This is a genomic window from Micromonospora sp. CNZ309 (assembly GCF_002846525.1).
Genome location: NZ_PJNG01000001.1, coordinates 1,151,183 through 1,175,707, shown reverse-complemented (window position 1 = coordinate 1,175,707; position 24,525 = coordinate 1,151,183). Strand labels below are relative to the sequence as shown.

Below are 24,525 nucleotides of genomic sequence, written 5' to 3'. Positions count from 1 at the left end.
CGACAGATCGACGATCCGAAGGGCCACCGATGAACACTCCAAGCATCACGCTCGACAGCGTGGAACGCGGAATTCCGTTGCTGGAGCGGGACGGCTACCTCCTCGTCCGCGACGTCCTCTCCGCCGAACAGGTCGAGCGGGCCCGCGCCCGCTGCGACAGCTACCTGCTCGCCGACGCCGACGCCGAGAACGAGATCGAGGCCACGGCGCTGCTGCGGATGCCCGAGATGAACTTCATCTTCGACGAACGCGTCATCGCGGCACTGACCACGTGGCTCGGCGGCAGTCTCGCCTACTATCCGAACTACGTGGCCCGGCTGAACCGCCGCACGGAATGGCACGTCGACAACGGGTTCTCCCCGAAGTTCCTCTCCGACGCGAGCCACGTGTACGACCCGCGGTTCAGGCACGTCCAGTGTGTCGTGTACCTACAGGACAACCTGCCCGGGGCGGGCGGCGGGCTCGACGTCCGACCCGGATCGCACAGGTGGGCAGCCGACGACGAGGTCCCGGACGACGACTACCTCATGCGCGCCTACCCCGACGTCGTCTCGATCGATTCCAGGGCCGGCGACCTCATCGTCTTCGACGGCAGGGTGATGCACCGCGGCACCCCGCAGGACGGCTCGGCCGCGCGCCGCAAGTACGGCGTCTTCTGGAGCGCGTCCCGCAACGACCAGCGGCAGCTCGACCGGTACATCGAGTACTTCCTGGCCCGCGTGGACTATCTGCGCACCCGCAACCTGCCGTCGGAGGAACTCCAGCGTGACATCGAACGCCACGAGCTGATGCACCGCGTCCGCTTCCCCGGCAGCTACCTCCCGCAGGCGGTCGAGGTACTCCGCCGGCACCGCGTCGTCCTCGCCGAGATGCCGCATGCCGACGCCAGGTGAGGGCGGGCCCGCGCCGTTCCGCTTCTGCGTCGCGACCGGCGGTGCCAGGAGCGTCGAGGAGTGGCGGGAGCTGGCACGCAAGGTCGAGGGCTCGGGGTACGACCTGCTGACCATGACCGATCACATCCACCAGCCGATGGCGCCGTTCACGGCGCTGGCCATGGCGGCCGCGGCCACCACCACGCTGCGGCTCGGCACCTACGTCCTGTGCCAGGACCTGCGCAACCCGGTGATCATGGCGAAGGAGTTCGCGACGCTGGACGTCCTCAGCGGTGGACGCGCCGAGATCGGGCTCGGCGCCGGCTGGCGGCAGAGCGACTACACGCAGACGGGGATCCCGTTCGGCACCCGTCCGGAGCGCTTCGAGCGGTTCGTCGAGTACGTCGAGGTCGTCTGCGCGCTGCTCGCCGGCGGCCCGGTCAGCCATGAGGGGCGCCACGTCTCGGTCGCCGACGTGACGAACCTGCCGGCGCCGGCGAAGCCGATCCCGCTGCTGATCGGCGGGTCACGGCGACGGCTGATCGAGCTGGCGGCCAGACGGGCCGACACGGTGAGCATCGCGCCGAGCAGGCGACCCGACGGCCGCCGGTCGACGTACTGGGACACCGAGATCGACGACCGGGTGCGCTGGGCGCGCGCCGCCGCAGCCGGCCGGCCGGCGCGGCCCGAGATCGACCTCGCCATCCACGAGTGCCGCGTCGTATCGGACCCCGCCGCGACGATCGCCGAGTTCAGCGCCACCTTCGGCGTACGGGAAGACCAGATCGCCGAGATCCCCAGCCTGCTCGTCGGCACGCCCGAGCAGGTCACCGAGACGCTGCTGGCCCGGCGTGAGCGGTGGGGGGCGTCGCGGGTGACGATCCCGGACACCGCGATCGACGCGATGGCCCCCGTCGTCGCCCGGCTCGCCGGCACCTGATCCCGCGCGGCGAGGGGCACCCGCGCGGGTGCCCCTCGCCGGGCCGGGTCGGAAGGCGTCAGGCCAGCCGGTGACGGGCGAGGATCGCCTGCCGGGCGGCGGCCGACGGGCGGTGGAAGTAGAGCAGCTCCCGCGGCGTCGTGACGCACTGCACCGGCCCGGCCAGCACGGCCCCCGCCGTGTCGTCGATGACGACCAGGTCCCGCTCGGCCGCCAGTTCCGGCAGCCGGGCGAGCGTCGCCGACACGGTGGCGTCGTCCACCTCGACCAGCTCGTACGCGGACGGCTCCGGCAGCCTGCCCGCCAGCGCGCGCGCCGCGAACTCCATCCGGATCATGCAGTCCAGCCAGTCGAGGCTGCGGTCGGCCGGGTCGAACGCCCGGCAGATGACCTGCTGGACCGCGACCTCGGCCACGCCACCGTGCTTGTCGACGAAATGGTCCAGGTTGCGGCGCCACTGCCCGAACATCTCCGGCGTGACCTCGCGCTTGCGTTGGTAGGCGAGAGCCCCCGGGTGGAACGCGAACGCCAGCCCCCGGCGGTGCAGCCGGTAGCCCAGCTCGGAGTCCTCCAGGCCCCACCCGAGGAACCCCTCGTCGAAGCCGCCGACCGCGAGAAGATGCTCCCGGCGCACCGACAGGTTGCAACTGAACGCGTAGTGCCAGGAGGTGGCCAGGTTGTTGAAGTTCTGCGAGAACGCCGCCAGTACGCGGTCACGACCGTCCCAGCCGACGACCGCCGGCAGCGCCTCCAGCGAGAACTCCCGGGCCAGGCGCTCGTCGTCGATCCCGCCCGGACCCAGGTCCCCCCGCGGGCCCGCCACCACCAGATCGGCGCGCAGCCGGTGGTAGCGGGCGTGCGCGGCGACGAAGCCCGGCGCCACGATCTGGTCGGCGTCGGCCAGCACCACCACGTCGCCGGTGGCCTTCCCGATCCCGGCGTTGCGGGCGGCCGCCCGGCCGGAGGCCGCGGTGCGCGGCAGGAACACGTACGTCAGCGGGTACGGCAGCTCGAGATCGGCCAGCAGCTCCCCGGTGCCGTCGGTGGAGCCGTCGTCGACCACGATGACCTCCAGCGAGTCGCCGGCGTCGAGCTGGCACAGCGCCAGGCACCGCAGCAGGCGGCGCACCTGCGGACCGGCGTCGTAGGAGGGGACGACGACGCTGAGGCGCAGGGCGGACCCGGTGTCACTGGCGGTCACTTCGGCTCGTCCTCCTTCTCCGTGCCGTCGTTCCACCGTGGCCGCATGGCGTTGCCGTCGGGGTCCCACAGCGCCCGCAGACCCGGCCAGGACTCGATCGCGCCGAAGCCGGCGCGCATCCCCGTCACGCACAGCGGGGTGATCAGCGCGGCCGTGTCGAGGATCCGCTCGCGCGGACACGTCTTGCGCAGCGCGCCGGCGGCGAACGTGCCCAGCGCGAGCCGGGCCCAGGGCGCGGCGTCGAGCTGCTTGTCGAACGTCGTCGGGCCGGCCGGTTCCAGCATGCCGCGGGCGATGACGCCCTGCGTGAAGCTCGTCAGCCAGAACTGGAACAGCATGCTCGGCCCGAATCCGGTCGTGACCGCCTCGGGGTGGTAGTCGAGGTCGCTGGCGAACGCCTCCTCCACCTCGGGCGCCGTCATCCCGGCAGGGAACAAGACCTCGTTGATGTTCATGGTGGACCGCTCCCGCCGACCGAGCGGCTCGTAGTGGCACAGCGACTCGAAGTCGCCCAGGCCCATGTGCGCCACGGCGGGCGGCTCGGCCACGGCGCCGGTGAACGGCTCGACCCCGAGGTCGTGCCCCAGCGGGAACACGGCCGAGTTGCGCACGCCGTAGAACAGGTCGTTGAGCAGGAGGCTCCCCGAGGGGCGGTGCTCGACCAGGTTGGGCACCGCGACGTACGTCCTGCGGCCGTGCTCGCTGAGGAACTCGAAGATGGCCCGGTTGTCGGGCTTGTCGACGGCGTAACGCTCGGCGTACCCCGCGAACTGCCGGGCGAGCGGGGCCGGCATGACCAGGGCCTGGGTCGGCGCCCACGAGTCGATCACCGGGGTCCAGGAGGCGCCGGTGAACGCCGCCAGCCGGACCGCCTGCGAGGTGGCCATCACCCAGTTGCCGTGCAGGGCGACCGCGCCCTCCGGCGCCACCCGCAGAGCCTGGTGGACCGCCGCGGTGAAGCCGTCGCAGAGCTGCACGTCCTCCTGGAGCACGAGGTGGTGGGTGGCGTCCTCGCGTACCGTGCTCCAGGCCAGCTTCGCCGTGCGCAGGGTGGCCGGCCGGCCGCCGGGATCCGGGTCGAGCACGATCTGGATGTCCAGGTCCGGGTGGCGGCGCCGGAGCTGCTCGGCCTGGTGTCGCCGGTCGGGATGGGCCATCACGACCGTCGACAACCTGATCTCACGCACCATGTCGCCTGCGTCCTCCTGCCCAGAGCCGTCACTTGTCGAGAATCTCATTGACTTCTTTCTCTGCCTTGGTGAGCGCGTCTTCGACGGTCTCCTCGCCGCGCACGGCCGCGAGGAGGTGGACCAGGATGGCCCCGGCCAGTTGCGGCCACGACTGGACGGTCGGCGGGTCGATGGCGTGCTCCATCTGCGCGACCGCGACGGCGGGTACGGGATTCTGCGCGTAGAAGCCCTTGAGCTCCTCGATCGTGCTCCGGCGGTTCGGCAGGTAGTTGGAGGCCCTGACGAAGTCGCCGTTCTTCGACGTGCTCAGCAGGTAGGTGATGAACCGGAACCCCGCCTCCTGCACGTTCTTCGGCGCCTTGTTGAACAGGCAGATGTTGGCCCCGCCCATCTCGGCGAAGGTCCCTGCCGGCCCGGCCGGCATCGGCGCGGCCGCCATCTCGAACTTGTCGCCCACACTCTGCCGGATGAAGGACAGCGCGGTGCTGTCCGACACGTACAGCGCGGTCTTGCCGGCGCCGAAGTTGAGCTGGCCGGCGGACGGCTCCGACGACACGCGGATGTGCTTCTTCTGCGCCAGGTCGACCCAGAACCTCAGCGCGTCGCGCCCCGCCGGGGAGTTGAACGCCGCCTTCGTCTGCCCGTCGTCGAGGACCTTGCCGCCGTACGCGTGGACCATCGAGTTCCACACCGACACCATGAACGGCGAGTTGAAGAAGTCGGCCGCCCAGGTGTCGGCCGTGTTCAGCTTCGCGGCGTACTCCGCGAACTGCGCCCACGTGGTCGGCGGCGCGGTGAGACCGGCCTGTCGCAGCAGCCCCTTGTTGTAGTACAGGAACGAGATGTTGCGGTCGAACGGCAGGGTGAGCTGCCGGCCGTCGATCTTCGTGGACTTCAGCAGCACCGGGTGGAAGTCGTCGAGGTCCTGCGCCGTCATCGCGCCGGGCGCGCCGAACATGGTGCTCACGTCCACGAGGCCGTTGGCCTTCGCGTAGGCCGCCGCCCACGACGGCTGGCACGGTGACAGCGTCGGCGGCTCGCCCGCCGAGAGCTGCACCAGGGTCTTCTGCAACAGGGTCGCCGGGTCGGGGTACTGCTGCAACTTGACGGTGATCTCGCTCTGGCTGGCGTTGAACGAGCCGACGATCTCCGTGAGCGACTTGAGCACCGCGCCCTGGTTGGCGGTGCCCACCGTCACGGTGATGCGCCCGTCGGCGGCCTCGTCCCCGCCGCCGCCACAGGCCGACGTCCCCGCCAGCACCGCTACGGCGGTGAGCGCCACCAACCGTCTGACACGCAACGACTGTCTCATCCGTGCTCTCCCATAATCGTCGTCATCGGGCAGCGGACCTCTCCTCCGGCGCGTCACCGGTCATCGCCGCCGTCACCTGGCGGCGGGCCAGCAGGTACACCGTGAGCACCGGCGCGGTCACCAGCACTCCCGCCGCCGCGAGGATCGTCGGCGACGAGCCGGCGTCGACGTTGTTGAAGTACGACAGCGCGACCTGCACCGGCCGCACCGCCTCGTCCGTGGTGAAGATCAGCGGCCACTCGAAGAGGTTCCAGCCGGCGATGAAGCTGATGAGAGCCGTCGCCGCGACCGCCGACCTGCTGCTGGGCAGGGCGATCGTGAAGAGGTACCGCAGGTGCGAACAGCCCTCCACGTAGGCGACCTCCCACAGCTCGCGCGGCAGCGAGAGGAAGCGCTGGCGCATGATGAAGATGCCCAGCGGGCTCGCCATGAACGGCACGATCAGCGCCCAGTAGGTGTTGAGCAGACCCGCCGTGCGCAGCACGGCGAAGTTGGGCACGAAGCTCAACTCGCTCGGCACGACGAACGCCGCGATGACGATGCCGAACAGGATCCGCTTCGCCGGCAGGCGTACGTTGACCAGCGCGTAGGCGGCCAGGCAGGACGTGAGCGTGGCGAGCAGCGTGATCGACAGCGCGACCACGATGGTGTTGGTGAAGTAGCGGGGCCAGTCCTGCGCCGTCAGCACCGCGTCGAAGTTGCGCCACGGTGTGGTGGGCACCAGCGGTGGCGACACCGCCGCGGCCTGGTCCGGCCGGGACATCGAGAGCACGAGCATCCAGTAGACGGGCAGGGCGAAGAGCAGGCAGGTGCCGTAGAGCAGCACGCTGCCGACCCGGTCGCGCCAGGTGCGCGGGCCCCGCAGCCAGGGCGTCACCGGTAGAAGACCCTTCGCTGGCCGAGCGCCGCGCCGACGGCGAGCACGGCCATGATGACGGCCGTCAGCGCGGTCGCCACCGCCGCACCGTAGCCACCGTCGAAGTTCACGAAGGCCTGCTGGTACTGGTAAAGGTTGACCGTCAGCCCGCTCAGCCCCGTGCCACCGGTGCCGGTGGTGAACATGAAGCTGACGACGAACACCTTGAGCGCCACCGACGTGTTGAACACGACCAGCAGGTAGGTGGTCGGGCTGACCAGCGGGAACGCGATGCTGCGCAGCATGCGCCCGGCGCCCGCGCCGTCGACCGCGGCGGCCTCGTAGACCTCGCGCGGGATGCGGCCGAAACTCGACAGGTAGAGCACGAGGCTGAAGCCGGTGCCCTGCCACACCGCGTAGACGGCCATCGCCGGCACGATCCAGCGCGGGTCGCCGAGCCAGTCGACGGGGCCGATGCCGAGGTGGCCGAGCAGCGAGTTGAGCACGCCGTAGTCGCCGTGGAAGATCCACGACCAGGTGAGCACCGTGGCGACCGGCGGCAGCACGTACGGCGAGAAGATCACCGACTCCAGGACGTGGCCGGTGCGGATGCGCCGGTAGAGCGCCCAGCCCAGCACGAAACCGAGCACCGTGGTCGTCGGCACGGTCAGCAGCGCGAAGTAGGCGGTCTGCCGCAGCGCCTGCCAGAACTTCTCGTCGCCTGCCAGCTCGCGGTAGTTGTCGATCCCGACGAAGGTCGGCGAGTCACCGAGCAGGCTCCAGTCGTAGAGCGAGATCACCGCCACGAAGAGGCTCGGCACGACGAAGAAGACGAGCAGCGGCAGCACCGCCGGCGCCGTGAGGAGCAGGCCGAGCAGCGTCTCGCCGTTGCGCCGTCGCCGCTGCCGCGAGGCCGGCCGCTCGGCACGCCGAGGTGTCGGTGGGCGCGGTCGGGCACGCGCATCCAGCTTGGTCATGACGCCCCCCGTACGCATGAACGAGCACCACAGATGCAATGGATCTAAGACTGGGCAATGTCGCTGATGAATAGCTGGTGACATGTGCCATCGGCTCCGGGCGCCGCGCGGAGAAGATCGACGCCCGGGAATCACCTGATCGGCACACTATCACCGTCCCCGCGACTCCGTAACCCGGATTCCGCTCGCCCGCGACCCGCGCGGTCGACGGGCGACAATGGTGCAGCACAGGCGACATTCAATGGCAGAAAATCGCCGATCCGGACGCGGCCCGTCACAGCGACACGGCCCGGATCGAACCGTCGCCGTCGACGCACGACCGTGCGGGTGAGGGCCGAGCGGCAGCCGCCTCGAACCGCACCGACAACCCGGCCAGAGCGGGTGCCGCTCGCCCGGCGGGCGCCCCTGGAGGGGGTGTGGCGGCCCGGCATGGCCCCGGCCCGCGCGCCGGGGCGCACGCGGGCAGGAGCTCGCGGCGCCGGCGGCCCGGGCCGCGCCGGCACCAGACGCGGCACCGGCACCGGTCGCGCCCGGCTCTTTCGTCTATGACGGCATTCGATGGCCGTTTCGAATGTCAAGGAACCGGCATTTCCGTTCCACCATTCGGCAGAGGGTCCTGCACATATAGTCACTCCTCGATGAGCACGTCCTGCGGCGGGGGCTGGACACGCTGCCGAGGTTCGGCAAGGCTAAGGCGGACGCCGGTCTGCCGACGCAGCCAGGCGGGCGCGTCGGCGCAGGCGAACCGAAGCCCGGCAACCGGATCACGGGGTGACGCCATGATTGTTCTCGGTCTCGCTGGCGGCCTGGGTCACGACGCGTCGGCGGCCCTGGTGGTCGACGGACAACTCGTGGCGCTGGCCGAGGAGGAACGCTTCATCCGCCGTCGGCACGCGCAGGAACAACTGCCGGCGGAAGCGAGCGCCTACTGTCTGGCCACGGCCGGGATCACCATGGCCGACGTCGACGTCATCGCCACGAGCTGGCTGGCGACCGACTCCGCCGACGTGCAGCTGGACATGCTGGGCGGCCTGCTCGCGCACCCCTACTTCGCCGGCGGCCGGCGCCCCCGCTGGGAGCAGGTGTCGCACCCGATCTCGCACGCCTCCGCCGCCTACCACACCTCCGGGTTCGACGAGGCGACGATCATCAGCACCGACGGCGTCGGCGACCGCATCTCGACTCTCGTGGCCCACGGTCGCGGCACGGCCATCGAGGTGAAACGCCACTGGCCGATCAGCGAGTCACTCGGCATGTTCTACCTCGGCCTGACCAACTACCTCGGCTTCCGCTTCGGCCAGGAGGGCAAGGTCATGGGCCTCGCCTCCTACGGCGCACCCGACGAGAGCTGGATGCCGTTCGTCCTGCACGACGACGGCGGCTACCACACCGGCCTGAGCCCGCTCGGCGAGGACCGGCCGAACTTCGGCCCGCCGCTGGTGCAGGCGTGGGCGGCCCGCGTGGCCGAGCGCTTCGGTCCGCCCCGCCCGCGACGGTACGCGTACAACCCCGTCAACGCGCGGCTCGAGGTGTCGGCCGAGACGGGCGAATCGCAGCGCCATGTGGCCGCGTCGGGCCAGCGCGCCCTGGAACGGGCGTTGCTGCACCTGGTCGGCAGCGCGGTACGGGAGACCGGCTGCCGCAACGTCGTACTGGCCGGCGGCGTCGGGCTCAACTGCACCGCCAACGGCGTCATCTGGCAGTCGGGCCTCGTCGACCAGCTCGCCATCTTCCCGGCCAGCGGGGACGCCGGCACCAGTGCCGGAGCCGCGCTGGCCGTCGCCGCCGCGGCGGGTGAACGCCCCCACCGGGCGCTGGGCAGCGCCGGCCTCGGACCGCAGTTCGGCGACGACGAGATCCGCACCGTGCTGCGCGACAGGAACGTGCCCTACACCGACGTCGACGACATCGCCGACACCGTCGCCGAACTCATCACCGACGGCCAGGTGGTGGGCTGGTTCCAGGGGCGCGCCGAATTCGGGCCCCGGGCGCTCGGGCAGCGCTCCATCCTCGCCTCACCGCTGCGCCGCCCGATGCACCACCGCGTCAACGCGATCAAGAACCGTGAGCAGTGGCGGCCCCTGGCACCCAGCATGTCCGTCGCCGCCGCCGAGAAGTACCTGGTCGATCCGGGTCCCTCGCGGTTCATGCTGGCCGCCTGCCAGGTGCGCGAGGACAGGCGCGACGAGATCCCGGCCGTCGTGCACGTCGACGGCTCGTGCCGCCCCCAGATCCTCGACGACGACGCCCCGGCGCCGTACCGTCGCCTGCTGGACCGCCTGGCCGCCCGGGGGCATCCCGAGATCGTCCTGAACACCTCCTTCAACCTCGCCAACGAGCCGATCGTGCACTCGCCGCAGGACGCGCTGCGCTCGTTCTTCGGCTCCGGCCTGGACGCCCTGGCCATCGGCTCGATGCTGGTCCGGAAGCCCGTCGGATGACGGCGCCGCAGGAGGGACGACAGGAACCGGGTGGGGTGTCCGGCGACCCGGCGACGCCCCCGGCGGACGGCCACGTGCACAGCGAGTGCTCCTGGGACGCGCCCTACTCGTCGATGGAGCTGGCCTGTCGCCGCGCCGTCGACATCGGGCTGCCGTCGATCGCGTTCACCGACCACGCGGACTTCACGCCGCGCCGCATCGCCGCGGCCGTCACGCCGCCCGAGTGGAAGCGCGGCCTGATCACCGACCGGGTGCTCACTCCCCCGCCGCTGGACGTGCCGCGCTACGTCCGCAGCATCGAGGCCTGCCGGCGGATGTTCCCGGAGCTGCGCATCCTGTCCGGCGTGGAACTGGGCGAACCGCACCGGCACCCGCGGACGGTCGCCGACCTGCTCGGCGGCGCCGGCTTCGAACGCGTCCTCGCCTCCGTGCACACCCTGCCGGCCGGCGCGGGAGCCAGTACGGTCGACGCGGCGCTCGACGTCAGCACGCCCCGCGAGGTCGTCCGCCGTTACCTCGGCGAGGTGCGGCAGCTCGTCGAACGCTTCGACGACTTCCACGTCCTGGCCCACATCGACTACGCCGCGCGGTTCTGGCCACGCGAGCACGCGGAGCACCGGGTGGCCGACTTCGAGGACGGCTACCGTGCCGTGCTGGCCGTACTCGCCGCCAAGGGCAAGGCGCTGGAGGTGAACACCCGCGTCCCCCTCAGCCTCGACATCCTGCGCTGGTGGCGCGACGAGGGCGGCGAGGCGATCACCTTCGGCAGCGACGCGCACCGGCCCGAGCAGGTCGCTCGCGGCTTCGCCGACGCCGCGGCGCTCGCCGCGACGGCCGGGTTCGCGCCCGGCCGATTCCCCGACGACCTGTGGCGGCGCCGCTGATGGCCCCGGTACGCGTCCTGCCCGCCACGAACGCGACCCTCGACGCCTGCGCCGCGGTCGTCGACGCCGGCGGTGTCGTCGCGCTGCCGACCCGCCGCTGGTACATGCTGTGCGCCGACTCCGGCGACGAGGCCGCGTGCCGCGCCCTGTTCGTCGCCAAGGGACGTCCGGCGGCCAAGCCGCTGGCGCTGGTCATGCCGTCGAACGCGGCGGTAGCGGCGCGGTTCGTGCTCTCCCCCGTCGCCGGGCGGCTCGCCACGCGGCTCTGGCCGGGCGACCTGGCCCTGCTCCTGCCGTGGCGGCGCGCCGAGGACGCCGAGCGGCACCCGTGGCTGGGCAGCGGCACCGCGATGGTCACCCGCGACCCGTGGCTGCTGGGCGGCCTCGCGGCCCGTACGCGCAACCCGCCCGCGACGACGGTCGTCAGCCGCAGCGACGGACGCACGCCGGCCGAGCGTGCGCCCGCCCTCGCCCCGGCGGCCGTCCTGGCTTTCGTCGAGGCCCACGACGCACCGGTGGAGTTGGTCGTCGACGGCGGGCTGTGCCCGCTCGGCGTCGGCCTGACGGTCGTGGACTGCTCGGCGGAGCCCACCGTCGTGCGCGCCGGCGCCGTGCACCCACGCGCGGTCGAGACGGCGCTGCGGGAGCCGTGAGCCCGTTCACGAACGCTTGCGGACGCTCCAGATCACGTCGATGGGCCAGCGGCTCGTCCACTCCGCCGGCCGGTCGCCGAACGTGGTCCGGGCGTCCGCCGCCGGGGGCTCCTCGACGAGCCGTTCGACGACCAGGCCGTGCACGCCGAACAGCCGCACCCACTCGCCGTAGCCGAGGACGAAGTCGACGGCGTCCGGCGCCACCCGCCGCATGTGCAGCCCGAAGTACGCCTGGCGCAGCTGCCCGGTGAGGGTGCGGCTCTCGTGGTCCCAGCACATGGCGAAGAGCGGCGAGTTGGTGCAGAAGGCGAGCTGCCCGCCGGGACGCAGGACCCGGGCGAGCTCCGGCACGGTGCGGTACGGATCGGCCCACGACATCCCGCCGTAGTCGGAGAAGGCCACGTCGAACGAGGCGGCCGCGAACGGCAACCCGTGCGCGTCGGCCTGCACGAGGGCCGGCCGGCGTACGGGGTCGCCCCGGCCGTGTCGGCCGGCGTGGCGCAGCTGGGCCAGCGAGATGTCCAGGGCGACCACCCGGGCACCGCGCCGGGCCAGGGACCGCGCCCAGTGCGCGGCCCCGCAGCCCAGCTCCAGCACGTCTCGACCCGCGACGGGATCCAGCACCCGCAGCTCGTCCTCCGGGCGGCGCCACAGGCCCCACGCCTCGGCGGCCGAGCGCAGCAGTTCGCCGTGCTTCTGCTGGTAGCCGTCGCTCCACGTGTCCCACGTACGCCGGTTGCCGCGGGCGATGTCGCCGCTCGGAGGCCGGGCGCTCACCCGGCGCCGCCGCCCGCCGCCGGTTCGTAGACGACCGGGAAGTCGGGGTGGTCGAGAACCTCGAACGGCTTGATGCCGCGCTCCGCGATGGTCGGCGACGGCACGCCCATGTAGACCGCGTCGGCGGGGAGGAAGGACGGCCGGTACACCCACCGGGCCTGGGTGCCGACGTTGGCGTCGGTGCCGTGCACCACCCAGCTGCAGTGCGCCATCACGTCACCGGGCTCGAACGACATCTCCTCGGACATCCGGCAGGACCGCAGCCGCGGCGCGAGGCGGTAGGCCTCGTCGAGGTCGACGCAGGCGCCGCCGCGCCACAGCGGCCCGAGCTTGTGCGAGCCGGTCAGGTACCGCACCGCACCCTGCTCCGGCGACACGTGGTCCAGCGGGATCCAGAAGTAGATCCACGACCGGTCGGTGGGATTCTTGTCCTGGTGCCAGCCCAGCGCCTGGCCCCGGTCCTGCCGCTGGCTCAACGGAAGCTTGACGAGCAGGATGTCGTCGAAGAAGCGCTGCGCGTGGTCGCGGCCGAGCAGCAGGGCGGCATTGCGGCCGAGCTGCCTGGACAGCACCACGCGCTCGTAGAGGTCGTCGACCTCCGACGGGCTGCGGAAGGACTGCGACGCGGGCGAGGTCTCGAAGTCGAAGCCGAGGCGTTCCTCGTTGGCGTCCCCGTTCGGCCCCATGAGCTGCTGCGCCCGCCGCAGCAGCGAGCCGACGAGGGCCGGGTCGATCAGCCTCGGCAGGCGGACCCAGCCGTCCTCCCAGAACCGTTCGATCTCCGCTCGGGTGACCTCCCTGATGCCCGGAACGTCGGTGCCGGCCGACCGTGGCGCCGTGCCGGTACCCTCGGCGTGCTGAATGCTCATAGCGTTCCCCTGCGATGTCGTCGTCTCTGGCGTCGGGCGGCCCCGGGCTCAGAACTCCCGGTGCGGTCCCTGCAAAGCCTTGTACTCGGGGTGGGCGCCGAACAGCCGGCGCAGACCGAAGCGGGTCTCCTCCAGGGTCCAGAACCCCGGCTTCTCGATCGACTCCGCCAGGTCCCACGGGCGGTAGCGGCCGATCAGCCCGCCCATGACCCGGAACACCTGCCCGGTGATCCAGCCGGCGTCGGCGGAGGCGAGGTACGTCGACAGCATCGCGGCGTGCCTCGGCGAGCTGGCGTCGCCCGCGTCGTGCGACTCGGTGGTGCTGGCGCCGACGTGCCGCGCCATCCGGCCCCGCACGTTCGCCGCGTTGACCGCGTTGACGGTGACGCCGTACGGGTACATCTCGTGCGCGAGCTCCAGCGTCATGCCGGCGATGGCGCCCTTGGCGGCGGCGTGGGTGACGCCCAGGTCGGGGCGGCCGACGAGGCCCGTGGCGGCGGTGAAGGTGATCAGCGCGGAGGGGGAACCGGCCCGTTGCGCGCAGTTCGCCCGCCACCGCCGGCAGGCCGCCGCCCCGACGAGGTACGTGTGGGTGGCGTGCGACTCCAGCACGTTGCGCCAGTCGTCGATCGTGGTGTCCCACACCGGGCTGGTACGCAGCGTGCCGGCGGCCGCGACGACCGCGTCGACGTTGCCGTGCGTGGCGAACAGGTCGTCGACCAGCTCCTCCACCTGCTCGGCGTCGGTGACGTCGCAGAACCGGCCCTCGATGCTGCCCCGGTCGCCGGACTCGGCCGCGAGCCGTTTGGCCACGTCCGTGGCGACGGCCGTGTCCTGGCCGACGCCGTCGACGCTCGTGCCGTTGTCGGCGATGACGACGGTCGCGCCGAAGCGGGCCGCCTGCACGGCGACGGCGCTGCCGATGTCGCCGGCGCCTCCGGTGACCAGGACCACCCTTCCCGCGAGATCGATCGGTACGGACAGCGGCGTCAACTTCATGCGTCTTCACCTGTGCCTTTCGTGGAGGGGGTCACACAGCGGGCGGGACTGCCCCGGCTACGCCGGGTCCTGCACGGTGCCGTCGGCGCGGTACCAGGTCTGTGCGCGGTAGGCGCCGAAGCTGAGGCTGCGCGCGGCGAGGCGCCGCCCCTCGGTCACGATCCCCGCGTGGTGGGCGATGTCGCTGTCGAAGAGGATGAGCGTCCCGGCGTCGCCCAGCACCGCGACGCGGTGCTCGTGCAGCTCGGCGGGCAGCACCCGCGCGTCGTCGTCGCTCGGCACGACGTGGCGCTCGCGGTTGTCGCGCTGGAGTTCCCGCGTCAACAGGTGCGAGCCGGGCACGCAGTGGAACGGGCCGTTGTCCGGCCCCACGTCGGTCAGGTAGACGAACGACTTGAGGTGGCGCATCTTGTCGTAGTGCAGTTCCTGCACCCGGGTGCTGCTGCCGACCACGTCGAGGATCGCGTAGACGGTGCGGCTGAAGATGTACCCCTCGCCGAAGAAGCCGCTGACCACCGCCTCCAGTTCGGGGCGGGCGAAGGCGGCGGTGAGCGTCGGGAACTGCGCGGCGTCCATGTCGGCGCGTTCCATGCGGACGGACTGGCCGAGGGAGTACTCCTCGTGGTGCGCCCAGGGCGGGGTCCGCTCGAACAGCTCATGGCACTCCCGGGCGGCCGCGGCGGTCTCCCGGGCGTCGAGGTAGCCGGGCACGAGCACCACGCCGTCCTTCTCCAGCACGTCCAGGACCGCCGGGACGTCGTGGACGGCGGCGCGCTGGATCGTCTGGTCCTGCTGCGTCGTCATGTTCAGCCTCCGTTGTGAGATCGTTGCCGGCGCTCAGCTGCCGGCCAGCCGTTCGATCACCGGGCGGACGAGGTCCAGATGCGCGTCGCGGAACACGTGGTAGCTGATGCCGGTACGCGCGCGGCGCTCCCACAGCAGGTCCGCCAGCTCCTGCGGGTCGCGGCCCAGCAGGTGCTCCGGGGTCTGCCGGGCGGTCGTGTCGCTCACCCCGGTGGCACCGACGTGCTCGTCCAGTTGCCGCTGCGCCTCGGCGCCGGTACCGGCCCGTACGACGAGGACGTGCAGCTCGACGTCGGCGGCGCGCGCGCCGAGGTGCTCGCGCAGGACGGCGGCCTTGCGCTCGATGGACTCCAGCGACGCGTCGTCGGCGATCTGCCGTGGCGTGGAGCCGGCCGACATGCTGCGGGAGAAGCTGACGATGTCGGCCGTACGCGCCGCGAGCCGCAGCATCCGGTCGCCGCCCGCGCCCACCAGCAGCGGCACCCGGGGACCGTCGAGGCCCCGCAGTCCCTGCACCGTGTAGTGCTTGCCGTCAAACGTGAACGGCTCGGCCGCCCAGCTCCTGCGCAGGATCTCGATCGCCTCGGTGAGGCGGTCGACGCGCAGCCGCCCGGGGTCCATCGGGATGCCGAGCTGCTGGTAGTCACGCTCCATCCAGCCGGCGCCGACGCCCAGCTCGAACCGGCCGTCCGACAGCAGCGCGAGCGTCGTCGCGTCGCGGGCGAGGAGCGCCGGGTGCTGGAGGTCGTTGTTGTGCACCAGGGTCGTGACGGTCAGCGACGTACGCGCCGCCGCGTCCGCCAGCGCCACGAACGGGGCGAACTGCGGGGTCGTGTGCAGCGGGACGTGCAGCGCGGTGAAGCCGCCGTCCACCACCCGCGCCAGCAGGTCGTGCCACGCCGCGCGGGTCGGGGCGCCCTTGGTCAGCACCCCGAACCGGAACGGGCGTACCGGTGTGTTCATAGCCGCCTCACCTCGTAGGACAGGTCGGTCGGAAGCAGGGGCCCGGGGTCGGCCCCCGGCGGCTTCAGCAGCGTCGCCGGCAGCGCACAGCCGGCGGCGCGCAGTTCGCTCAGCAGCGACCACCGGGTGAGCCCGTTGGCCGCCAACGTGTCCCACGGCGTCGCTCCCCAGCGCTCGCGGTAGCCCAGCCACGCCGTGGGCGCCGGGCGTACGGCGCAGTAGACCGCCGCGAGGTGGTGTGCCGCCACCCAGGACACGCACACGGCGGGCCTGGGCGGTGCGAGGGCCTCCCGCACCGCGGCCAGCGTCGCGCCGTCGAGGCGGCCGGGTTCCACCAGCGCCACCACGCCGATCCGTACGCCGTGCGGCGCGGCCAGCCGCATCGCGGCGAGTGCCTCGGTCACGGCCACGTCGCCCACCGCCAGGATCGTCGCGTCGTCGGCGCCGGCGCCACGCAGCCGCATCCCGACCGCCGGGCCGCCCGGGTCGGGCGGGTCGAGCAGCGGCTGCTTCGAGCACACCACCGTGGCGACGACGTCGCGGTCGTCGAGCAGGTCGTCGAGCCGGGTCGCGGCGGACCGCGCGCCGGTCGGGAAGACCACCCGCACCGGGCAGTCGCCGCCGCGGGCCAGCAGCGCGCCCGCGAGGTCGGTGTTCTGGTGCGTCGGCGCGTTGCCCCAGCCGAGGCTGGTCAGCACCACGGCGAGCGGCGGGCGGCCGGCGGGCGGCCGGGCCGTGAGCAGCTTCAGGTACTGGGCGAGCTGGGTGGCCAGCAGCGGCGCGAACGCCTCGTAGGAGACCACCGCCGCGGGCGTGCCGGCCTCGGTGAACCCCCACGCCCAGGCGGAGCAGAGTTCCTCGGCGAGGACCTCGGTGACCAGGCCGGCGGCGAGGCAGCGGTCGAGGCGGTTCGACGCGCCCTCGTCGGGTGACAGCACCCGTACCGCCCGCCGCGCCAGCACCCGGTCGACCTCGCGCATCGGCGCGGTGCCGGCCGGCGGTGGCGTACGGGCCCCGGCGCGGGCCGGGGGGTCGGTGCCGATCTCGGTGCGGATCCGGTTCGCCAGGCGCCGGACGTGGGCGGCGACGCCGCCGTCGGCACCGATCACCGGCGGGTCGTTGAGCGCGCCGAGCCACGTGCGCACGTCGTCGCGCAGCGCCGCGTCGGCGAGGTCCAGCCCGGCCGGCTTGTGCGCGTGGTGGCCGCGGAACGGTTTCCCGCCCAGTTCGGCGGGGGCCGGCCAGCCCTTCTCCGTGACGCTCAGCCACACGACCGGCTCCCCGGTCCCGGCCAGTTCCCAGGCACGTCGCGCGGCCCGCGCGGCGTCGTCGCCGCGCGGGCCGCTGCCGAGCACGGTGTAGCCCATGCCCCCGAGCAGCCCGCGCAGACGCTCCGGCGAGAACCGGGCGGCCGAGCCCATCCGGGCGCCGTTGACGTTGACGACCGGCAGCCAGCAGGCCCCGTCCGCCGGGCGGAGCACGTCGTGGTGCGCGAACGCGGCCAGCGCCGCCGGGGTCTCGCACTCCCCGTCGCCGACCACGACCGCGACGCGCAGCCCCGGCCGTGCCGCGGCGAGACCCTGGGCCACCCCGAGCGCCGGGCCCAACTCCCCGCCGACGTACGGCACATCCGGCTCGCCCAGCAGCTCCGACGGGTCGCCGCCCGGTGCGCCGTAGCGCCGGATGGCGGCGCTGACCTCGGCCGCGGTGCCGCCCCGACGCAGGACCTGGTGCGCGAACGTGAAGCTGCCGGCGTGCCCGGTGCCGACGACGAGGAGGAACCCGTCGTCGTCGCACTCCTGGGCCAGGTGCGCTGTCACCCAGGCGATGCCGGGGTTGCAGCCCCAGTGCCCCACCGCGCGGGACCGCTGCGGCTCGCCCGGCGGCGGCCAGCTGAGCCCGGTGGCGTGGCTGAAGGCCAGCAGGCAGGCGGCGCGCCAGTAGTCGGCCGCCGCGCCGCCGGCGGGCGCGTCGACGTCTCGGAGCTCCTGCCCGGCGGCGACGCCGTCGATCGCGGTCACCCCGTGCCGCCTCCCCCACCACCGCGGCGCGCGACGATCACGTCGGTGTGCTCCACGGTGGGGAACCCCTCGTCCGGCACGATGTCCCGCAGCCGCCGCGCGAGTTCCCGCCGGAACTCGGGCAGCCGTTCACCGAGCTGCACCGGGGACGCGTACGACGTCGACAGCTGCTGCCCGATCACCTCGTCGACCGACAGCAGCCGGTGCGTGGTGAAGCGACGCTGCTCGACGACGTGGAACGCGGAGTCCGCCAGTACCTGCTGGTGGGTGCGTTGCGGATGGCTGTAGGTGCCGCTGCCGGCCCTGCGGCGCGGCCCGAGGAACTGCGTGACCACCTCGCGGGTCACCTCGACCCAGGGCCCCTGCAACGTGCCGTCGCGCGACCAGATGCTCGCCGAGCCCGACACCAGGGCCACCCCGCCGTCGGGCTCCACGACCCCGTCGAGGAAGGCCAACACGCCGTCGCGGTCCATCCAGTGGAACGAGGCGCCCATCGTGCACAGCCGCATCGTCGGCAGGTCGCTCGCGCGCAGGTCCTCGGCCCGCGCCACGAGCCAACGGATCTCGCCGGCGAGGTCGCCGGGGACCCCCCGGGCCCCCTCGTCGACCATCTCCGGGTCGGGGTCCACGGCCCAGACCCGGCAACCGGCCACCGCGAGCGGTACGGCCAGCTGCCCGGTGCCGCAGCCGAGGTCGAGCACCGGCGAGCCGGCGCCGAGCCGGAAGACGTCCACCAGGTGGTCGATGGCCGCCGCCGGGTACGGCGGCCGGTACCTGGCGTAGTACGCCGCCGTGCCGGCGAACAGGTCCTGGTCGTAGGTCGCGCTCTCGTGCCGGTTCATCCGACTCCGCCTTTCCCGCGATCTCTGAGGAAGAGCACCAAATCGGCCATTCTCTCGGACACCGCCGTGCTGGAGCGGGCTTCCCGGATCATCGCCAGCGCGTGTCGGCGATCCGAGGCGGAGAGCACGTCCAGGCTCAGTCCCTCCGCGTCGAGCAGCGCCCTGAGCTCGGCGGGCGCCTGGTAGGGCCGCCGGTCCCGGGGCAGGTGCAGCCAGGCCAGGTCGGGCAGCGCACCCGAGGCCGCCACGACCGCCGGCGGCAGGGCCCGGCGGCGTACGACCACGGCGGCGGTGCCCGCCGCGCCGGCGGCGAGGCGTACCCGGGCGCGGGTGACCCGTACGACCAGCGGGGCCAGGTGCGGGGCGACGATCATGTCGCGGCCGGCGAAGTGCTCGCGCCGGCCGGCGACCACCGCCGCGGCCTCCTGCGGCCGGGCACCGGCGGCGCGGAGCTGGGCGGTGAGTGCCGCCGTCGCCGTGCCGTCGCCACCCACCAGTCGGGTCTGCAACCCGGCCGCCTCCGGTGCCCGCTGGTCGGCCGCGAGGTCGTCCCCGACGACCAGGGCGGCGCGGGCGTCGACCTTCTCCTCCTCCCGCAGCCTGGCCCAGAAGCGCGGGTCGTCCTTGACCATGCCGTAGCCGCGCGACTCGACGACGGTGTCGATGTGGCGGGCGAGCGGCTCCGGCAGCGGCGGGGTGCCCGGGCCGGCGTTCGTCGCGACGATCACCCGCCAGCCCAGCCGGGCGGCCGTGTCGAGCAGTTCCTCGGCGCCGGGCAGGATGACGGCGTCGCCGGGGTCGTCGGTCAGCTCCGCGAGCACCGCCGCGCGGGCCCGCGGGTCGAGCGGGCCGAGACGCCGCAGGCACGCGTCGGGGTCGGGCGCCGTCAACACCGCGGCCCGCACCTCGGCCTCGGGTCGGTCGTCGCCGGCGGCGCGTACCGCCCGCACGACCCGTCCGGCCAGGCCGGGGCGGGTCCGGGTGACGAGGGTCCCGCCCGCGTCCACGATGAGCACCGGCTGCCGGTCAGACATCCGTCAGGTCCAATCCGAGGTCCGTACGCAGGTCGCCGCCCCATCCCGGGGCGGTCGGCACCGGCAGGGCGCCGGCGGGTCCGGGGACGGGCGCCCGCGCGAGGTGGTGGCAGCGCCGTGGTTCGAGCAGCAGGTGCAGCTCGATCACGTCGATCGGCACGCCGATCGCGGCCAGGTGCAGGGCCGGTAGCAACCCGCCGCCGTGCGGCGCGCAACGCGCACCCGCCCGCGCCGCGGCCCGGACGATCGCGAGCAGGCTCATGAGGCCGCCGCAGAAGACGGCGTCCGGCTGCCAGACGTCCACCCGGGCGGCCCGCAACTGCGCCGCGTCGGCCGCGCCGTAGCAGTGCTCGCCCGCGGCGTGCGCCACGCCGAACTCGCCGGGTCGCGCCCGGTCCACCTCGTCGGGGTGGTACGGCTCCTCCACCCAGGCGAGGCCGCCGGCCAGGGGCGCGCAGGCGGCGCGGACCCGTTCCGGGCGCCACCTGCCGTGGAAGTCGACCGCGAGGCGCCCGGGGCCGTGGCGGCGTACGAAGTCGGTGGTGACGTCGATCAGGTCCGGCCCGAGCACGACCGGATCCCACTTCTGCACGGCGTACGTCTCGGCCACCGCGTCCATGACGGCCGCGACCCGGGCCGCGTCGCCGCGTACCCCGAAGCACGTCGCGTAGGCGGGCACCCGGTCGACGACGGCCGTCGGCGCCAGCAGCCGCCAGACCGGTTGCCCGGCCCGCTTGGCCGCCAGGTCCCACAGCGCCAGCTCGATCGCGCCGACGGCGACGGCGAGCAGCCCGGTGTGCGCGTGCCGGGTCGCCCGGCGCAGCAGCCTGCCGAAGCCGACGGGGTCCGCCTCGGCGGGCAGCCGGGGCAGCGCCGCCGCCACCAGGCCGGGCACCTGCCGGGCGGCCGCGTCGTCGATCGGCCCCCACCAGCCCCAACGGTCGCCGTCGCTGACGCCGACCAGCCAGCCGCGTACCGCGTCGGTGCGCACGTCCGGGCGCACCGCGGCGTGGTGGGCCCGCGGCGCCGGGGCCGGCAGGCCCAGCTCGCGCAGCGCGACCCTGACGACCGGGACGGCAGGCGTGTCCGGCGCGTCCCGGCCGGTGTCGGCGGCGACGAGGTCGGGCGTGGGGCTCACACCCGCGGCCCCGCCACGGGCCGGCCGGCGAACCGCGAGTACCACAGCGGCCGGTAGTTCTCCCACGAGCGCGGCGCCAGGCCGGTCGGCTCGAACACGGTCTCCAGTTCGCCGCGCAGCCTGAGGTAGTAGCGCAGGTCCTCGGCCTCGCGGTGCCGCGCCCGCCGCATGTAGTCGTTGTGCGCCTGGTACACCTGGATCCGCGGGAACGTGCCGACGTGCGGCGCGAGGTAGGACAGCCCGCTCAGGGCCCTGTCGTAGGAGTCGAGCCCCGCGACGTAGGTGAAGTCGCACAGGATGTCGAGGTCGCGGCAGTCGTCCATGATCTCGGCGGAGCGCTCCAGGGTCAGCGACGCCTTGGTGTCCTTCAGCAACAGCGTCCGCCGTTCGAAGCACTCCAGCGTCAGCGTCAGGTGGAACGGGCCGCACTCCTCGCGCAGCCGTACCAGGTCGTCGTGGTCGCGCAGCACCGACGAGAGCAGGTGCAGCCGGCCCTTGAAGCCGTACCGGTCGGCGGCCCGGCGCAGCGCCGACATGTGCTCGATGGCCATCCCCGGGTAGTGGAAGCACCCGCTGCACACGGTGATGACCTCGGCGTGGCTGAGGTCCGGCCAGCCGTTGTCGGCCTGTAGCCACTCCAGCAGCTCGGTGAGCTGGCTCTCCGACGTCAGCGTGTCGTCCGAGGCGTCCTCGATGACGTTGGGGCAGAACATGCAGCCGGTGCACCGCGACCGCGAGTGGGTGTTGAGGGTGATCGACCGCCCGCCGGCGCGCAGGTAGGTCAGCACCACGTCGTCGTTCTCGAGCGCGACGACGTCGGCGACCGGCTCGCCCTCGAACAGCAGCGCGCCGTCGAGGACCTCGAACCGGGACTGCTCGTTGTCGAACGGCAGGATGATCTGCCAGACCTCGTCCGAGCCGACGGGCCTGAGCTGCATGCGGGCCCGCGGGTAGTCGCGCAGCGGGCGGGCGCCCTCCGCATTGGCGGCGATCAGCGCGACGTCCACGAACGGCACGTCGAACTCCTCGGACAGGGCTCGCAGCTGTTCCACCGCGGAGCTCATCGCCATGCTGGTCACCATCCGCCTCCGATCTTGGTCGGGTGTTCGATGCCGTTCTGGCCGGGCGCCTCACCGAGGGACACGGTCCCCAGGTCGGCCACGGCCCCTTCCAGGTGGGCGCCCGCGAGCCGGGCGCCTTCCTTCATGGAGAACAACCGCGCGTCGACGGCCGACACGAGGATGCGGTAGGCGCTGCGGGCGTGCTGCGGTTCGAGGGTGCAGCGCTCCAGGGTGGCCAGCGCGAAGCTGCACGGCCGTGGGGAGGACACCTTCAGGTCGTGGCACAGGCTGTGGATCTTCTGGAGGAACGCGTCGTGACTGAGCCCGGCCGCGGCGACGATGACCTCGTCGCCGCCGAACGTGCCGCAGATGTGGAAGTCGACGTCCTTGAGTTCCAGCGCCGCCCACTCGCTGGTCAGTGCGCCGATCGTACGCATGCAGGCGTTGCCCGCGAGGTGTCCGAAGCTGTACGGGTCGACGGCCCGCCGCTCCATCACGTACTCGCGCAGCCCGTCCACGTCGCCGATCGCGATGTGCATCTCGTCGGCGGCCAGGGTCGGCAGCATCTGGATCAGGTACTGCTCGAAGGAGGGGTAGGCGACGAGTGAGGTGAGCGGGTCGCAGTAGAGCACGCCGCGCTCCGTGCCGGCAGGGGTCTCCCCGACGCGGAGGTAACTGGTCTGATAGGCCGGGTTCGTCACGCCATCTCTCCTGACCGTCCGTCCGGCGGGTGATTGGTTGCCCGCACGCCGAGAAGCTCCAGCGAGTCGAGGAGCGGGGCCGCGGCGTCGACGCGCTGCCGCGGGTCCGGGACGTCCACCGGCAGCATCCCGAGGCGCTCCACGAGCTTCTCGGCCCAGAGGTTCTCCTTGACGGACAGTCCCGGGACGAGAGGGGTGTGGTAGTCCGTCTGCCACAGCAGCAGCACGGCCCGGTCGTTGCGCAGACGCACCTCGTCGAGCGTCCGCCGGTGCAGCTTGCGGGCGGTCGTGTGGTCCATGCCCGCGTGGGTCCAGCCGGAGTCCGGATCCTCGAAGTCGTCGACGTGGATGCCGAGACGCTCGGCGTCCTGCCAGACCGGCATCGTCTCGTCCGTCATGGAGAAGACCGAGAGCATGAAGTGGCCGGTGTACTCGCCGGCGAGGAACTCGTGCGTGAGTTCGTAGTCCTCGGGAGCCTCGCCCGGGTAGCCGACCATGAACGAGCACCGGTACTTCACCGGCCCGTCGGAGAGCGCCTCGTGCGCCCGCCGGTTGTGCTCGGCGCGTACCTGCTTGTGCATCAGGTCCAGCGACTTGGGGCTCATCGACTCGAAGCCGATCGACAGGGTGGCGCAGTGCGCCTCGGCGAGACGGTCGACGGTCTCGCGCCCGGTGATCACGTTCGCCCGGGTGTACGCCTCCCACGTCACGTCGACGGCCGGCAGCAGGTCCAGCAGTTGCCGCATCCGCCGCGGCGGGACGGTGAAGGTGGAGTCCATGGCCCGGATGTGGCCGGCGCCGTTGAGATCGTGGTACCGCGCCCAGTCGGCGGCGATCTTCTCGGCCGACTTGTACCGCCACCGTGGGGACGCCATCGGAAACGAGCAGAACCGGCAGGAGAAGGGGCAGCCCCGCATCGACTCGTAGGGCACGACCGGGCGTTGCAGCCTGCCGAAGCCCGGCGACGGGTACGCCTCCAGGTCGATGTAGCGGAACGACGTCTGCCGGTGGGTCCCGGGGCCGGTGCGCACCACCAGGTTCGGCACCTCGTCGAGCTCGCCGCGCCCGTCGAGCGCCGCGAGCAGCAGCGGGATCGCCTCCTCGCCGTCGCCGCGGACGATGATGTCGACCTCGGGGTGCACCCGCATGATGCGGTCGTACTTCAGGTTGCTGTACTGCCCGCCGAGCACCACCAGGGCGCCGCCGCAGCGTTGCCGGATCCAGTCGAGCGCCCGGGTCAGGGTGCGGCGGTCGCAGATGAACGTGGTCGACAGGAACACGACGTCGTGGTGCGCGGCCGGTTCGCGGTTGAGGTCCCAGACGTCCAGCAGGTCGAGGATCTCGAACGGCCGCTCCGCGGCGAGCAGGATCGACTCCAACGTGTACGACGTCAGGTGTGGCACCGCGCCGCGCTTGGGCCGCAGCAGCGGGCTCCAGCGCGCGCCGTCGCGGTAGCGCAGGTCGGTCAGGCGCAGGCCGCCGAGGGGGTGCCGGGGGTACTCGGGCGCCAGCGGGTGCGTGCCGCCGCGGTCGAACATCGTGCCGTGGTAGTAGGAGCTGTTCTTGAAGTACGGCCCTTCGCCGGCGAGGACCAGGACGGACTTCTTGGTCGTCGCGCGCTGCGTGGGTGTCGTCAAAGCTCACCACCTCGTCGGTCTTCGCCTCGCCCGTCCGCGTCGGTCGGGCACGCACGGTGCACTCGTCGTTGTGAACACCGCCGTGGCGCGGGCCGGGCCTTCCATGAGACCGCGCCGGCCACAATTCGTCCTCGTTACGGCCTGACCAGAGCGTCCCGACGCATTTCCCGCCATCGGCGTGAGCGCCACACGGCGCCGACGATCACAACGCGTCTGTCGGACGTTCGAATGGGAGCGCCCAGGGCACGCCACGCCCGCGACCGCAATTTCGTTCACTCCCCGTTTGTGATCCTGCCGGTGCTTTCTTCGGGCGGCGGCTCCACCAACAGCAAACCCGCTGACGCGGACGACTG

Annotated in this window: 22 protein-coding genes; 5 read left to right on the top strand and 17 right to left on the bottom strand. The window is 72.8% G+C overall.

What is annotated here, in order from left to right; genetic code table 11:
- Window positions 1-29 precede the first annotated feature (29 nt).
- Together CLT72_RS04540 and CLT72_RS04535 are read left to right on the top strand one after the other, a co-directional pair.
- Window positions 30-893 (top strand): phytanoyl-CoA dioxygenase family protein, encoded by an 864-nt coding sequence (locus CLT72_RS04540; RefSeq protein WP_144082186.1) that lies wholly within the window; start codon window positions 30-32, stop codon window positions 891-893.
- Window positions 877-1,812: a TIGR03621 family F420-dependent LLM class oxidoreductase gene (locus tag CLT72_RS04535; protein WP_101409652.1), complete on the top strand. Its 936-nt coding sequence runs from the start codon at window positions 877-879 to the stop codon at window positions 1,810-1,812. The genes CLT72_RS04540 and CLT72_RS04535 overlap by 17 nt, the downstream gene beginning before the upstream one ends.
- Before the next feature lie 58 nt (window positions 1,813-1,870).
- On the opposite strand, the gene CLT72_RS04530 is transcribed toward CLT72_RS04535, so the two are convergent.
- Genes CLT72_RS04530 through CLT72_RS04505 form a run of 5 tightly spaced genes read right to left on the bottom strand, consistent with a single transcriptional unit; the run spans window position 1,871 to window position 7,348 of the window.
- Entirely contained in the window at window positions 1,871-3,013 is a 1,143-nt protein-coding gene (locus CLT72_RS04530; RefSeq protein WP_144082185.1) for a glycosyltransferase family 2 protein, read from the bottom strand.
- Window positions 3,010-4,203 carry a hypothetical protein gene (locus tag CLT72_RS04520; RefSeq protein WP_101409650.1) on the bottom strand — a complete coding sequence of 398 codons (1,194 nt, stop codon included), beginning with the start codon at window positions 4,201-4,203 and terminating at the stop codon, window positions 3,010-3,012. The genes CLT72_RS04530 and CLT72_RS04520 overlap by 4 nt, the downstream gene beginning before the upstream one ends.
- A gap of 28 nt (window positions 4,204-4,231) precedes the next feature.
- Entirely contained in the window at window positions 4,232-5,503 is a 1,272-nt protein-coding gene (locus CLT72_RS04515; RefSeq protein WP_158241965.1) for an ABC transporter substrate-binding protein, read from the bottom strand.
- 34 nt (window positions 5,504-5,537) lie between these two features.
- Complete coding sequence (locus CLT72_RS04510) at window positions 5,538-6,392, bottom strand: carbohydrate ABC transporter permease (RefSeq protein ID WP_101409648.1); 855 nt, start codon at window positions 6,390-6,392, stop codon at window positions 5,538-5,540.
- Window positions 6,389-7,348, bottom strand: coding sequence for a carbohydrate ABC transporter permease (locus tag CLT72_RS04505; protein ID WP_158241964.1), 960 nt, complete (start codon window positions 7,346-7,348; stop codon window positions 6,389-6,391). Before CLT72_RS04505 ends, CLT72_RS04510 begins: the two co-directional genes overlap by 4 nt.
- Before the next feature lie 779 nt (window positions 7,349-8,127).
- Here CLT72_RS04505 and CLT72_RS04500 point away from each other — a divergent pair.
- The 3 genes from CLT72_RS04500 to CLT72_RS04490 are packed head-to-tail and all read left to right on the top strand — an operon-like array spanning window position 8,128 to window position 11,326.
- Window positions 8,128-9,789 carry a carbamoyltransferase C-terminal domain-containing protein gene (locus CLT72_RS04500; protein WP_158241963.1) on the top strand — a complete coding sequence of 554 codons (1,662 nt, stop codon included), beginning with the start codon at window positions 8,128-8,130 and terminating at the stop codon, window positions 9,787-9,789.
- Window positions 9,786-10,673 carry a PHP domain-containing protein gene (locus CLT72_RS04495; protein WP_101409645.1) on the top strand — a complete coding sequence of 296 codons (888 nt, stop codon included), beginning with the start codon at window positions 9,786-9,788 and terminating at the stop codon, window positions 10,671-10,673. Before CLT72_RS04500 ends, CLT72_RS04495 begins: the two co-directional genes overlap by 4 nt.
- Entirely contained in the window at window positions 10,673-11,326 is a 654-nt protein-coding gene (locus CLT72_RS04490) for an L-threonylcarbamoyladenylate synthase (RefSeq protein WP_144082184.1), read from the top strand. The genes CLT72_RS04495 and CLT72_RS04490 overlap by 1 nt, the downstream gene beginning before the upstream one ends.
- Window positions 11,327-11,332: 6 nt before the next feature.
- On the opposite strand, the gene CLT72_RS04485 is transcribed toward CLT72_RS04490, so the two are convergent.
- Genes CLT72_RS04485 through CLT72_RS04430 form a run of 12 tightly spaced genes read right to left on the bottom strand, consistent with a single transcriptional unit; the run spans window position 11,333 to window position 24,172 of the window.
- Window positions 11,333-12,103: a class I SAM-dependent methyltransferase gene (locus CLT72_RS04485; RefSeq protein WP_158241962.1), complete on the bottom strand. Its 771-nt coding sequence runs from the start codon at window positions 12,101-12,103 to the stop codon at window positions 11,333-11,335.
- Window positions 12,100-12,972, bottom strand: a complete 873-nt coding sequence (locus tag CLT72_RS04480; protein ID WP_101409642.1) for a phytanoyl-CoA dioxygenase family protein — start codon at window positions 12,970-12,972, stop codon at window positions 12,100-12,102. The genes CLT72_RS04485 and CLT72_RS04480 overlap by 4 nt, the downstream gene beginning before the upstream one ends.
- Window positions 12,973-13,020: 48 nt before the next feature.
- Complete coding sequence (locus tag CLT72_RS04475) at window positions 13,021-13,971, bottom strand: SDR family oxidoreductase (RefSeq protein ID WP_101409641.1); 951 nt, start codon at window positions 13,969-13,971, stop codon at window positions 13,021-13,023.
- A 57-nt stretch (window positions 13,972-14,028) separates the two neighbouring features.
- The gene (locus CLT72_RS04470) at window positions 14,029-14,775 is read right to left on the bottom strand and encodes a phytanoyl-CoA dioxygenase family protein (protein ID WP_101409640.1); all 747 of its coding nucleotides are present in this window, start codon (window positions 14,773-14,775) and stop codon (window positions 14,029-14,031) included.
- Window positions 14,776-14,808: 33 nt separating this feature from the next.
- Window positions 14,809-15,738 carry a TIGR03621 family F420-dependent LLM class oxidoreductase gene (locus tag CLT72_RS04465; protein WP_101409639.1) on the bottom strand — a complete coding sequence of 310 codons (930 nt, stop codon included), beginning with the start codon at window positions 15,736-15,738 and terminating at the stop codon, window positions 14,809-14,811.
- Window positions 15,735-17,759, bottom strand: a complete 2,025-nt coding sequence (locus CLT72_RS04460) for a phosphoketolase family protein (RefSeq protein WP_101409638.1) — start codon at window positions 17,757-17,759, stop codon at window positions 15,735-15,737. Before CLT72_RS04460 ends, CLT72_RS04465 begins: the two co-directional genes overlap by 4 nt.
- Window positions 17,756-18,601, bottom strand: a complete 846-nt coding sequence (locus CLT72_RS04455; RefSeq protein ID WP_101409637.1) for a class I SAM-dependent methyltransferase — start codon at window positions 18,599-18,601, stop codon at window positions 17,756-17,758. Before CLT72_RS04455 ends, CLT72_RS04460 begins: the two co-directional genes overlap by 4 nt.
- Window positions 18,598-19,635 (bottom strand): HAD family hydrolase, encoded by a 1,038-nt coding sequence (locus tag CLT72_RS04450; protein WP_144082183.1) that lies wholly within the window; start codon window positions 19,633-19,635, stop codon window positions 18,598-18,600. Before CLT72_RS04450 ends, CLT72_RS04455 begins: the two co-directional genes overlap by 4 nt.
- Complete coding sequence (locus CLT72_RS04445) at window positions 19,628-20,773, bottom strand: enolase C-terminal domain-like protein (protein ID WP_144082182.1); 1,146 nt, start codon at window positions 20,771-20,773, stop codon at window positions 19,628-19,630. Before CLT72_RS04445 ends, CLT72_RS04450 begins: the two co-directional genes overlap by 8 nt.
- Window positions 20,770-21,843: a radical SAM protein gene (locus CLT72_RS04440; protein ID WP_144082181.1), complete on the bottom strand. Its 1,074-nt coding sequence runs from the start codon at window positions 21,841-21,843 to the stop codon at window positions 20,770-20,772. Before CLT72_RS04440 ends, CLT72_RS04445 begins: the two co-directional genes overlap by 4 nt.
- Window positions 21,844-21,848: 5 nt before the next feature.
- Entirely contained in the window at window positions 21,849-22,535 is a 687-nt protein-coding gene (locus tag CLT72_RS04435; RefSeq protein ID WP_101409633.1) for a nucleotidyl cyclase domain-containing protein, read from the bottom strand.
- Window positions 22,532-24,172: a B12-binding domain-containing radical SAM protein gene (locus CLT72_RS04430; protein ID WP_101409632.1), complete on the bottom strand. Its 1,641-nt coding sequence runs from the start codon at window positions 24,170-24,172 to the stop codon at window positions 22,532-22,534. The genes CLT72_RS04435 and CLT72_RS04430 overlap by 4 nt, the downstream gene beginning before the upstream one ends.
- Window positions 24,173-24,525: the final 353 nt, after the last annotated feature.